This window comes from Acidobacteriota bacterium (assembly GCA_009838525.1).
Classification (GTDB): Bacteria; Acidobacteriota; Vicinamibacteria; order Vicinamibacterales; family UBA8438; genus VXRJ01.
The window spans coordinates 54,768-66,490 of sequence record VXRJ01000027.1 but is presented as its reverse complement, the minus strand read 5'-3'; the positions used below and the strand labels follow the sequence as shown (position 1 = coordinate 66,490).

13 protein-coding genes are annotated in these 11,723 nt (G+C 66.9%); 7 read left to right on the top strand and 6 right to left on the bottom strand.

Annotated elements, in window-relative coordinates:
* Positions 1-27: 27 nt before the first annotated feature.
* From F4Y45_11765 to F4Y45_11755, 3 genes are all read right to left on the bottom strand, one after another.
* Positions 28-888 (bottom strand): TlpA family protein disulfide reductase, encoded by an 861-nt coding sequence (locus tag F4Y45_11765; GenBank protein MXY25183.1) that lies wholly within the window; start codon positions 886-888, stop codon positions 28-30.
* Between the two features lie 81 nt (positions 889-969).
* The gene (locus F4Y45_11760; GenBank protein ID MXY25182.1) at positions 970-2,322 is read right to left on the bottom strand and encodes a YfcC family protein; all 1,353 of its coding nucleotides are present in this window, start codon (positions 2,320-2,322) and stop codon (positions 970-972) included.
* 25 nt (positions 2,323-2,347) lie between these two features.
* Positions 2,348-3,382: an NADP-dependent oxidoreductase gene (locus tag F4Y45_11755; protein ID MXY25181.1), complete on the bottom strand. Its 1,035-nt coding sequence runs from the start codon at positions 3,380-3,382 to the stop codon at positions 2,348-2,350.
* Positions 3,383-3,420: 38 nt separating this feature from the next.
* On the opposite strand from F4Y45_11755, the gene F4Y45_11750 reads away from it, so the two are divergent.
* Positions 3,421-3,906, top strand: a complete 486-nt coding sequence (locus tag F4Y45_11750; protein MXY25180.1) for a DinB family protein — start codon at positions 3,421-3,423, stop codon at positions 3,904-3,906.
* Positions 3,907-3,959: 53 nt separating this feature from the next.
* On the opposite strand, the gene F4Y45_11745 is transcribed toward F4Y45_11750, so the two are convergent.
* On the bottom strand, positions 3,960-4,379 hold the full coding sequence (locus tag F4Y45_11745) for a hypothetical protein (protein MXY25179.1): 420 nt from the start codon (positions 4,377-4,379) through the stop codon (positions 3,960-3,962).
* A gap of 232 nt (positions 4,380-4,611) precedes the next feature.
* On the opposite strand from F4Y45_11745, the gene F4Y45_11740 reads away from it, so the two are divergent.
* From F4Y45_11740 to F4Y45_11725, 4 genes are all read left to right on the top strand, one after another.
* Positions 4,612-4,923, top strand: a complete 312-nt coding sequence (locus F4Y45_11740; protein MXY25178.1) for an RNA-binding protein — start codon at positions 4,612-4,614, stop codon at positions 4,921-4,923.
* 45 nt (positions 4,924-4,968) lie between these two features.
* The gene (locus F4Y45_11735) at positions 4,969-6,681 is read left to right on the top strand and encodes a GMC family oxidoreductase (protein ID MXY25177.1); all 1,713 of its coding nucleotides are present in this window, start codon (positions 4,969-4,971) and stop codon (positions 6,679-6,681) included.
* The gene (locus F4Y45_11730; GenBank protein ID MXY25176.1) at positions 6,656-7,303 is read left to right on the top strand and encodes a gluconate 2-dehydrogenase subunit 3 family protein; all 648 of its coding nucleotides are present in this window, start codon (positions 6,656-6,658) and stop codon (positions 7,301-7,303) included. The genes F4Y45_11735 and F4Y45_11730 overlap by 26 nt, the downstream gene beginning before the upstream one ends.
* 89 nt (positions 7,304-7,392) lie before the next feature.
* A complete protein-coding gene (locus tag F4Y45_11725; protein MXY25175.1) occupies positions 7,393-7,653 on the top strand; it encodes a hypothetical protein in 261 nt (86 codons plus the stop codon).
* 138 nt (positions 7,654-7,791) lie between these two features.
* On the opposite strand, the gene F4Y45_11720 is transcribed toward F4Y45_11725, so the two are convergent.
* Positions 7,792-8,283, bottom strand: coding sequence for an Hsp20/alpha crystallin family protein (locus F4Y45_11720; GenBank protein ID MXY25174.1), 492 nt, complete (start codon positions 8,281-8,283; stop codon positions 7,792-7,794).
* Between the two features lie 247 nt (positions 8,284-8,530).
* The gene (locus tag F4Y45_11715) at positions 8,531-9,499 is read right to left on the bottom strand and encodes a hypothetical protein (protein MXY25173.1); all 969 of its coding nucleotides are present in this window, start codon (positions 9,497-9,499) and stop codon (positions 8,531-8,533) included.
* A 71-nt stretch (positions 9,500-9,570) separates the two neighbouring features.
* Between F4Y45_11715 and F4Y45_11710 the strand changes: the two genes are divergently transcribed.
* Both F4Y45_11710 and F4Y45_11705 read left to right on the top strand, forming a co-directional pair.
* Entirely contained in the window at positions 9,571-10,164 is a 594-nt protein-coding gene (locus tag F4Y45_11710) for a sigma-70 family RNA polymerase sigma factor (GenBank protein MXY25172.1), read from the top strand.
* Positions 10,154-11,719 carry a serine/threonine protein kinase gene (locus F4Y45_11705; GenBank protein MXY25171.1) on the top strand — a complete coding sequence of 522 codons (1,566 nt, stop codon included), beginning with the start codon at positions 10,154-10,156 and terminating at the stop codon, positions 11,717-11,719. Before F4Y45_11710 ends, F4Y45_11705 begins: the two co-directional genes overlap by 11 nt.
* The last annotated feature ends 4 nt before the right edge of the window (positions 11,720-11,723 follow it).

The window sequence follows — 11,723 nt, the reverse complement described above, 5'->3', positions numbered from 1 at the left end:
AGCCGGAGCGGGCGCCCGGAGCGAGAGTCAATTCGCGCCGGCGATCTCCGCGATTACCCGCTCTACGATCGGCGGCGAGATGTCGCACGCCGCGTCGTTGATCCGGCACTGAGCCAGCGTCAACTGGCAACCGCACGGACAGCCGTCGCTGTTCAGCCGGCGGAGCGCCTCCTCTTTCTGGGCAGGACTCAGGACTGACAGGTCGACCCCGGGAATCTCCGTCGCCTGTGCCGCGTTCGCCAGGAGGATCTGTGTGTTCGGTTCAACGAACTCAACGGTTGCCTGATTCGGCAGGGACGTCAGATAGCGCGCCTCCTGCTCCAGCAGCACGGGACTCACCAGGCCGACGTGGGTCTGCACGATCTGCCCCTCGGTATCCACGATGAACGACGTGGGCAGCGCGAAGACACCAGGAAACGCCCGCTTGATCTCCGGTGTCGACATCACGAGCGGATAGTTGACGCCGTACTGCGAGGCAAACGCCTTGACGACACCGGCGCCGCCCGCGTCTTCCGAGACGCCGATTACGGTCAGGTGATCGGGATAGCGGGCGGCCAGTTGCACAAGGTACGGCACCTCCTCCCGGCAGGGCCCGCACCAGGTTGCCCAGAAGTTGACCAGCACCGCCTTACCCCGCTGATCGGCCAGGGAAATAGTCTCGCCGTCGAGCGTTTCCATCACCAGGTCGGGAACCGGAGCCGGTGTGTCGACGAACTGGAGCGTCACCTCGGGCGGCGCTTCGAAGAGCGCGGGCGGCTCGCCGGAGGCCGTCCCGGCCGGTGCGGAAGGATCGCCGCTCGGTCCCGCGCACGCCGCTACGAGCGCGAGCAGGGCAAGCATCGAGACGGCGGCGCGAGGGCGGTCGACGCGGAGAGCGTGGTTCGGCATGGCTTCCTCTATATAGATGGCCGACTCTGATTGACGCCCACCGACGTGGGAACGCCGGCAGACGCTCTCATTGTAGCCAGACTAGTCGTAGCCGAACTGAACCGCCACGACGAGCGCGACGGCGGCAACCAGATAGAGCTTGACGAGCAGCGGCGCCACGAACGCGAGCCAGCGCTGGTACGGGATCCGGCCAAGGGCGAGCATTCCCATCAGCAGCGCATTGGTCGGAATCAGCATGTTGGTGAAACCGTCACCGAACTGGAATGCCAGGACCGCCGTCTGCCGCGTCACGCCGGTCAGATCGGCGAGCGGCGCCATGATCGGCATGGTCACGTAGGCCTGGCCCGAGCCGGACGGAATGAAGAAGTTTGCCGTCGTCTGGACAGCCAGCATGCCGAGTGCGGCGGCGTGCGACGGGAGGGCGGCGAGCGGCTCCGCCAACCCGTAGACGATGGTGTCGATTACGCGCGCGTCGGACAGCACCACTTCAATGGTGCGTGCGAAACCGATCAGGAGTGCGGTTGCCGTCATTTCGGACGCGCCACCAAGAAACGCACGCGCCGCACGATTCGGCGCGACACCGGCGACCGCCGCGCAGATCAGGCCGATGGCCAGAAAAACCGCGGAGAGTTCCGTGAGATACCAGCCGCGCGCCGCCACGCCCCAGACGAAGAGCCCGATACCGCCGGCGAGTATCGCGAGCACCGCCCGGCGACGCGCCGTGAAGCGCTGATCTTCCGGTAGCGCGAAACCGTCGGAATAGTCGACCCCTCGCACCAGGCTGGCCGCCGGTTCCGCCCGGACGCGCGCGGCGTAGCGCATGATGTGATGGACGCCGACCGCGCCGCAGACCAGCAGGAGCGCCCAGCGCGGGGCTTGCCCCGACGTGAGCGTCACTCCAGCTATGTCCTGCGCGATCAATACGGTGAACGGATTGAAAGCGGCGCAGGCATAGCCGACTCCGGCGCCGACGTAGATGATGCCAACCGCAACTATCGCGTCCAGTCGAAGGGCCAGGCACATCGTCACCAGGATCGGGACGAACGGCATGTACTCCTCGGCCATCCCGATGGTGGAAGAGCCGAGGGCAAACAGGCCGACCGCACCGCCTATCAGCCACGCCGGCCGCCCGCCGAGCCGGACAATCGCCGCGCCGATCGCCGCGTCGATGGCGCCGGTCGCGCGGACGACTCCGATCACGCCACCCACCAGGAAGACGAAGAAGATGATCTCCTGCGCCGCGCCCAGCCCCGCCGGAATCGACGTCAGGAACGCGAGGGGCGGGAGGGGCTCGGCCTCGACCGCATGGTAGGTGCCCGCGACAACCCGCTGGCCCTCGCGTTCGAACTCCCCCGCCGGAAGGACCCAACCCGCCACCTGGGCCAGCAGGATGAGGGCAAGTATCAGGACGAGGGAATCGGGAAACCGGCGCACCCTAGCAGCCCGTGGTGTGCTGGACCTACCGCGTCGGGTCTTCGGCCACCCGAACCAGCAGCTTGCCGAAGTTCTTGCCTTCAAGCAGACCGAGGAAGGCGTTTATCGCGTGGTCAATCCCGTCGACAATGTCCTCACGGTAGCGAATCCGCCCCTCGCGCAACCAACCGGAGACGTCGCGCAGGAAGTCCGGCTCGCGATCGCGGTGGTCGAAAACAATGAACCCCCGGAAAGTAATCCGGCGAACCAGCGTCAGCCCCATCAGCTTGGGGACGCCATCCGGACCGGGGGGTGGAGCCGACAGGTTGTAGTTGGCGATCCGGCCGCAGACGGGGACACGCGCAAACGTATTGAGCAGCGGCAACACCGCTTCGAACACCTTGCCCCCGACGTTCTCGAAGTAGACGTCGATACCGTCGGGACATGCCGCCCGCAACGCACCGGACAGGTCATCGCCCCGGTGACTCACGCACGCGTCGAAACCGAGTTCGTTGACGACGTACTCGCATTTCTCCTGCGCGCCCGCGATACCAACGACGCGGCATCCCCTGATTCGCGCGATCTGCCCCACGACCGCGCCGACCGCACCGGAAGCGGCCGAAACCACAACCGTTTCCCCCGGCCGCGGCCTGCCGTGGTCGAGCAGACCGACGTACGCCGTCATGCCGGGCATTCCGAGGACGCCGAGCGCGGTCGAGGTCGGCGCCGCGGCCGGGTCGAGCTTCCGCACCCCGGTGCCGTCCGAGAGCCCGAACTGCTGCCAGCCGTTCCCGTTCAGGACGATGTCGCCCGGCACGTAGCCGTCGAGGTTGGAGTGAACCACTTGTGAAACGGTTCCTCCCACCATGACCTCCCCGAGCCCTACCCCGGGGGCGTATGACGGTCCCGGGTTCATCCGGCCGCGCATGTACGGATCGAGCGACAGATAGATCGTCCTGCACAGCATCTGGCCGGCGCCCGGTTCCGGGACCGGGCCGTCGGCGACGCGGAAATCCGACTCGCGCGGGAATCCGCTCGGATGGGCGGCAAGACATACCTGGCGGTTGACGATTGAAGTCATCGGCGTGGCTTGAGTCGGTCGGGCAGTATACTGCGCCGATGATTCAGCACCTCCTCTTCGTCTACCAGTTCAATCTCGATCGCGCCCGGACGCTCGTCGCCGATCTGTCCGACGCGCAGATGGTGCAGCAGGCGGAGGGGGTGGTAAACCACCCCGCCTGGACGCTTGGACACCTCGCCTTCGTTGCGCACCACCTGGCGGTAACGCTGGGCGCTGACTCAACGTTGCCCGACGGGTGGAACGATCACTTTCCGACCGGCGGCACGCCGAGCAGCGACGCGGCCGACTATCCGTCGAAGGAGGAGATACTGGCGCAGTTGACGGCGCAGCACGAACTCGCGGCGCAGGCGGCCGCCGGCGCCGATCCATCGGTCTTCGAGCAGCCGTTTCCGAACGAAAAGATCCGGACACGCTTCCCGACTATTGGTGACTTCGCCGCGTTCCTGATGACGTCGCACGAAGCGAGTCACCTGGGGCAGATCGCCGCCTGGCGGCGCGCCGTGGGCCTGGGCCCGGCAACCTGACGCGCGCGCCCTGGCGAACGTGTTGGAAGTCTCGCTACCGCTTGACTGCTGCGTTACGGACGGCGTTTCGCTTCCCAGGTTCCTTCGCCGACGCCGCCGTAATCGCAGGTCCCTTGCATCGTGTCACCGTCTACCGTCCCGACGTAGACCGCCCGGGCCGCCTCGCCGCCGAAGCGAAACTCGATCCGGTTCCCGGTTACGGTGCCGGTGACATCCGCCGTGCCGAACGTACCCTGGTAGGTGCCGGTCAACTCTTCACCGTCCTGCTCGAAGACGAAGACCGGCTCGCCGCCACCGATGTCCAGTTCGACGACGAAGTCCCAGGTGCCGGTTATGTCCACTTGCACCGCGGTCGCGCGCGTGCCGAGAAAAGCCGGAACGAGCAGGAGGGCTATGGCGGCCGAAACCAGACGGCGGGCCGCGCTGCCGGACCTGCCGGGGACGTTCCGACAGGTCCGGCCGGATCCTTGCATCGTGCCAGCAGCGTAACCTCTTGCCTTCCGGATGGCAACGGGGCCGTTGCTTTCTCCCCCAACAGGGAGTAGGCTGAGTCGGACGACGGTTGCGACCGCTCGCTTCAACCGAGATCGAGAGCAGACGAGACCCATCGAGTTCGCCTTCCCTTCTTCGGCTGATCCCGCGGCGATGCGCTTCCCGATACCGGTAACCACGTGACGTGACACAGGTCAAGGCAAGGAGTGACGGATGGGTCAGCGTTTGTACGTCGGAAACATTCCATTCTCGGCAGGCGAGGACGACCTTCGCGAACTGTTCGGCCAGTTCGGGGCGATTCAGTCGGTCTACATCGTGAATGACCGCGCGACCGGGAGACCGCGCGGTTTCGCATTCGTCGAAATGGCGAACCAGGCCGACGCAACGAAGGCGATTGAACAGCTCGATCAGAACGAGTTTCAGGGTAGGCGGTTGACTGTCAACGAGGCACGTCCTCGTGAGCCGCGGCCCGCAGCTCCGCCGGGTGAAGACTTCCGCGGCGGCCGCCGCGAACCTCGCTGGTAAGCCGGCCGCGCGTGCGGACGTCGTCAGTCGTAGAATCGAACGACGATGGCCGCCATTCAACCACGCACTGAAATCCATGACGTCGTCGTCATCGGCTCCGGCGCCGGTGGCGCGACCGCGGCGCACGTTCTGACCCGCGCCGGCATCCGCGTCACGCTCCTCGAAGCGGGGCCGATGCTCGATCCCCAGGCAGAGTTCAAGGAACACCACTGGCCGTACGACTACGGCCACCGTGGCGCCGAGGAAGGAGGCGCAGCCTACTTCGGCGAGGGGAAGTCGTTCGGTTTCTTCACCACCACGAGCGGCGGCTGGGAACTCGACGGCGAGCCCTACACCGTCGCCAACGACACCGACGACTTCTGGTGGTTCCGTTCCCGAATCGTCGGCGGCCGGACCAACCACTACGGGCGGATGTCGTTCCGTTTCTCCGACTACGACTTCTTCCCGCGCGACCGTGATGGGCTGGGCTGGAACTGGCCGATCCGGTACGAGGATCTGGCTCCGTACTACGATCGCGCCGAGGCGTTCATCGGCGTCGTCGGCAGCCATGAGGGGATTCGAAGCGCACCGGATGGGGTGTTCCACGAGCCACCGCCGCCGAAGGCACACGAACTGTTGATTCAGCGCGCCAGCCAGCGCATGCGCATTCCGTGCATACCGAACCGGCGCGCGGTGATCACGCGGCCCATCAACGGACGTCCGGCCTGCCACTACTGCGGGCAGTGCGGGCGCGGCTGCCTGAGCGGCTCGAACTACTCCGCCAGCCAGACCCAGATCTTCCCCGCGATGGAGACCGGGCGCCTGACGGTGATCGATCTCGCCATGGCACGCGCAGTCACGACTGCACCCGACGGCAAAGTCGACGGTGTCCTCTACATCGACAAGCGAACAGGGGAAGAGCGGAGGATCCGCTGCCGCGTCCTGGTGGTTGCCGCGAGCGCCTGCGAATCGGCCCGGCTGCTGCTCAACTCCAAGACCGCGGAGCATCGGGACGGCGTCGCCAACGGCTCGGGCGTGGTCGGCCGCTATCTGATGGACACGGTCGGCTTCGACATCAGCGGCCACGTTCCGGCGCTGGAGGGAATGCCCCGGTACAACAGCGACGGCGCCGGCGGCGCACATCTCTACATGCCGTGGTGGGGCTGGGAAACGCAGGAGGCGCTCGGGTTCCCGCGGGGCTATCACATCGAGATCGGAGGCGGCTATCAGATGCCCGGCGTCGGCGCCTTCGGCGGTGCGGCCCGGCGCGGCGGCTACGGCGTGGCGATCAAGGAGGAGGCGCGCCGCGATTACGGAACAACTCTGTCGTTCGCCGGCCGCGGCGAAATGATCCCCAACGAGCGGAGCTGGTGCGAGCCCGACCCCGACGTGGTGGACCGCTGGGGGATTCCGGTGCTCCGTTTCCACTTCCAGTGGAGCGACTACGAGCGGCGGCAGGCGCGGCACATGCGCGAGACGTTTGCCGAGTTGTTCCACCTGATGGGGGGCGAGCCCAACCCACCGGGGCAGCGGGACGCGGCAGGAATCTCGATCGGCGGCAGCATCATCCACGAGGTAGGCACGGTACGGATGGGCGACAACCGTCAAACTTCGGCGCTCAACAGCTTCTGCCAGGCTCATGATGTGCCCAACCTCTTTGTCTGCGACGCCGGCAGCTTCGTCAGCAACCCGGACAAGAACCCGACGTTGACGATCAACGCACTCACCTGGAGGGCGTCCGACTATCTGGCCGATGCGATGCGGAGCGGGGAGATTTAGAGGGGTGGGCGACAAGCCGACGCGACGCGACGTCCTGCGGCAATTGGCGCTCGCCTTCACTGCGGCGGGCGCCGGCGCGTTCAACCTCGAAGCCGCACGGGTCGTGCACGGTCTAGCCGGCGAGGCGCGCGCACAGCCCGGCGGGTACACGCCCCAGGCGCTTGACGCTCACCAGTACGGGACCGTGATGCGGCTGGCTGAGTTGATCGTCCCGGCGGATGCTGGCGGAGGGAATGGCGTCGATGCCGGAGCGCCGGAGTTCATCGACCTTCTTTGCAGTCAGAACGAGCGACTTCTCACGATCTACGCTGAAGGCCTGGCCTGGATCGACGAACAAATGCGCGACGACCACGGTGGGACGTTCATCGAGGCAGATGCGTCCCAGCAGACCGGCTTGCTGGATCGGCTGGTGGCGGCCGAGCGCGGCGATACGCCGCGCGGGTGGCGCGACGGCGTCCGCTTCTTCGATTGGATCCGCCGGATGACGGTCGACGCGTACTACACGTCCCCGATCGGCATTGCCGATATCGGGTACCGGGGCAACCGGGCGCTCAGCGCGTACGAAACGCCCGCCGAGACGATTGCCTTCGTCAACCGTCGCGCGGACGAACTCGGCCTCTGACACACCGCGCTTCCGGCTCTCTGGTAAACTGAGAGTCCCAGTTTGGGCGCTGCGCGCGCCCGCCCCTTTTCCGGCTTCGAAGGAGGCATATGGCAAACAGAGGTCGTCCCACCCAGACGAAGCGACAGCGGGAACGCGCCAGGCAGGAAAAGGCGCGCATGAAGGCCGAGCGGCGAGCCGAAGCCAAACTGCGCCGGCAGGAAGCGGCGCCGCGTCCCGCCGACCGCGATCCGGACCTCGAGGGCATGGTCCCCGGTCCTCAGGAAATGCCGGACTGGCAACGCGAGTTCTTCGAAGAAGAAAAGCGCGCCGCGGAAGAGGCCGAGAAGGCAGCCGCCAAAGCAAAGTAGGGCAGCGGCCCGTCACCGCGTGCGTCCGACTCCCCCTCGGGATTGCGCTGGGGGAACGGGACGGCGCGCGCGAGGCCCACCCCGTTCCCCCGCCGACCCTTGCGTCCCGACGCGGCGCGCAGGCGGCTGTCTGCGCCATCAGGCGGCGTCGACCGTCTTTTCCGCAGCGCCGTTGATCGAGATCCGCCGCGGCTTCGCGGCCTCCGCCAACGGAAGCGTCAGCGCCAGCATCCCGTGCGTGAAGTCCGCGCTCACACTCTCCGCATCGACGTTGGCCGGCAGCGTGAACGACCGCTCGAAGCGGCCGTAGTGGAACTCGGACGTGCGCTGCCCGTCCCCCTCCGAACGGGTACGCTCCCCCGTGATCGTCAGGGTACTCCCGTGGAGGTCGACCTGGACCGCGTTCGGGTCGATCCCTGGCAGCGCCATCCGCAGCGTCCAGCCATCCTGGCCGGCGCTGATCTCGGTAGCCGGCACCCACTGAGACCTCCCAACGTCCGGCTCCTCGTCGGCAACGAAGCGCCCGAACACACGGTCCATCTCGCGATGCAGGCTGTTCAGTTCAACGAACGGGTTCCAGCGAGTCATGCTCAACATCTTTCTCCTCCTCGTCCATTCAGCCGGGTCCATCCCGGCTTGGTTTTCGATGTCGAGACGATGATCGCACGGTATATGCCTTCTGTCAAGTAAGAAAATATGACTGTTATACACTCATATAATAAACCTCCGTACGGACCAGCGGCCTGTGTTGAGCCCCGCGCATTCATCACTGGCTGCCAGGGAACACACGTAGCTTCGGTTTGCCGAAAGGATGCTGAGACGCCTACCGTCCGGACGGCGAGGCCTCAGTGCGCACGACGGGAGAACGTTCGAGCCCTTACCAAGGCATCGTGCGGTTGGTGTGCCGTCTCCCCCGGTCGGCGGCGTCCGCTCCCGGGTTGGAGCCAATCATCACGCCCTCGTCGAGCATCGCGATGATGTTGTCGCCGTTCATCGAGTTGAGGAACGGGATGCCGGCCTGGCGTGTCGCCTCGAACACGCGGGCTCGCGCGTCGGTGAGCACACTCGGCATCGCCGCGCCGCCCCGGTTCACGTTGTACGACATGGACATGTCGCCGGGCCCCCACTCTGCGAACCCGACGCCGGGCACGCTCACGCTCGCCTCGGAGTTCTCCAGGGCGTGGCGATCCTCGATCTTCAGGCCGACCAGAATCTCGCCGTTCGGGTTGAGCGGCCAAGGATCCGCCAGGCGCTGGTACTCAGCGTTGGAGACGCCCCAGATGCGGGCGGCAAAACCCTGGCCGCCATTGCCGCGCAGACCCTCGCCGGTGCCGGCGGCGGCCAGCGCGTGGGGATAACGCGACGACTGCACCAGAACCCGAACCACCTCCGGGGTGCGCGCGTGGGCAAGCAGCACGCCATGCACGCCCGAACCGAGGACCTGCTCGACCATCCAGTAGTTGCCCCACATCACCTGCTCGTTGATGCCGCCGAACGGCAGGACCGCGACAACCGTCGGTGTCCGGTGGCCGCTCTTCGTCGGGCCACCATCGACGAGCCCCTGCATGAAGGCGCGGAGGTTGTCCATGTTGAAGGGACTGTGCTCCATGTTGTAGGTGATGTAGTCAGCCCAGGTATGGGCCAGCTCCTTGCCCTCTTCGTAACCTCCCCCGTTTACCTGCGTGTAGTAGACGGGCTGATCCTGTTCGAACAGCTCGATCACCTTGTTGATGCGCTTTGGGACATAGGTGTCGCCCGACTGGGCGGCCGGAAGGCTGGCGAACGCGACAACGGCGACGAGTCCGGCGGCGACGAGCGTTAGTCCGAATCGGGTCTGCTTGCGCATGGTCTGTCCCCTCCTGCCGGCATGATAGCGCATCGACTGCGTAGCGCCGATAGTAGAATCCCACGGTTTCCATGCCTTCCCACAGCGATTCACCAACCCGCCGGATCGACGGAATCACCGCCCGAGAGGGCCGGGGTGACGGCTCGGGGCTGGATGAACTGGTTCCGCTGGTTTACGACGAGTTGCGCCGGCTGGCGCGGGGCTACCTGCGCCAGGAGCGGCGCGCCGTCACGTTGCAGCCGACCGCGCTGGTAAACGAGGCGTACCTCAGATTGCAGAAGGACCGGAAGCAGGAATGGCAGTCCCGCGCGCAGGTAGTGGGCATCGCCGCGCGGGCGATGCGGCAGATTCTGATCGAGGCGGCGCGGGCGCGCGGGGCGATGAAGCGGGGTGGCGGGGCGGCGCAGGTGACGCTGGACGAGGGGCTCCTCGCCGGGAATGCCCGGACCGTCGATCTGCTGGCAGTGGACGACGCGCTCCAGCGCCTCGCGCATCTGGACTCGGAGCAGGCAAAGCTGGTGGAACTCCGGTTCTTCGGCGGCCTGACGATCGAAGAATGCGCCGAGGCGCTGAGTATTTCGCCGGCAACGGTCAAGCGGCACTGGACCGTTGCTCGGGCGTGGCTGCAGCGCGAGATCAGCCGAGACCAGGCCGATGGATGTTGAGCGCTGGCGGAGAATCAACAACCTGTTCCACGCCGCGTTGGATCAGGAGCCGCAGGCACGCGACGCCTACCTCGACGAGGCGTGCGGCGGCGACGGAGCGCTACGCGAAGAAGTGCAGTCGCTGCTCGACGCCCACGCCAAGCCCAGCGTCGTCGACCGCCCCGCCCTGGAGGCGGACCCCGGCCTGTTGCGGCACGACGAGGGGAGTGCGCATGACGCGCCGGGCATGCAGGATGTGGCCGGCGCCGACGACCCGCTGATCGGTCAGAGCCTCGGACCATACGAAGTGACCGGCCTGCTCGGTCGCGGCGGCATGGGCGTCGTCTATCGCGGCTTCGACACCCGCCTTGGACGCCTCGTCGCCATCAAGGCCCTGCCGCCGGCATTCGGCGACGATGCGGTCCTGCGCGCGCGGCTCCGCCGGGAGGCGACGTCCGCCGCGGCGCTGTCGCATCCCGGGATTGCCACCGTCTACGCGCTGGAGGAGTTCGAACGCCACCTGTATCTCGTGTACGAGTACGTCCCGGGCCGGACGTTGCGCGACACGCTGCGCGACCGAGACGCGCTACTGTCGATCGATGACGTCCTCGCGATCGCGCGCGCGATTGCCCGCGCGCTGGCGGCGGCGCACGCGGGAGGGGTAGTTCACCGCGACCTGAAGCCGGAGAACGTCATGCATCTGCCGGACGGCCAAACGAAAGTGGTCGACTTCGGCATCGCCTGGGTCGAGACGAACGAGGGCGAACGGCTCACCCGCCCCGGCGAACCGCCCGGCACACCGGGTTACGTCGCGCCCGAGATCCTGCGGGGCGAACCGGCCAGTCCCCGGGCCGACCAGTTTTCGTTCGGCGTCGTGTTATACGAACTGTTGACAGGAAACCACCCGTTTCTGGGGTCGGACGGAAGTTCGACCATCGCACGCATTCTGGAGCACGAGCCCCCGGCCATCGACCCGGAGCGGCCCGATTGCCCGAGGGCGCTGGCGCGTATCGTCATGACCTGCCTGGCGAAGACGCCGGGCGACCGCTACGCCGCGACGGACGATCTGGTAGCCGCCCTGGAGGGCGCGGTGTCGCCCGCGCAGGCCCAGGCGGAGGCGCAGGCCCAGGCGCCGAAGCTACCCGCGCCCGACCCCAAGCCCACCCTCCGGTCAGCCCGGTGGTGGTGGCAATTTCACCAGGTGGCGGTAACCGCCGTGTACGGTTTGGCTCTCTACCCGATGTGGCGCGCACGCGAATGGGTGCCGGACGGATGGGGACTGCTCGTCTTCATGGCGGCCGTCGCGATAGTGTTCGTCGCCATCAATCTCCGCCTGCACCTCTGGTTCACCTCACGGGTCTACCCAGCTCAACTGGCCGAGCAGCGCCGGCGGTCGGCAGTATGGAAGCGGCTGGCGGACAGCGCGTTCGCTCTGCTCACGCTCGGCACCGCAGCGGGCATCGCGCCAGGGTATCCGCGCTGGGCGGCGCTGCTGATCGCGCTCGCGATCTCCAGTGTGTTGAGTTCGCGCGTGATCGAACCGACGACGGAGCGCGCCGCGTTCCCCTCCGATTGATCCG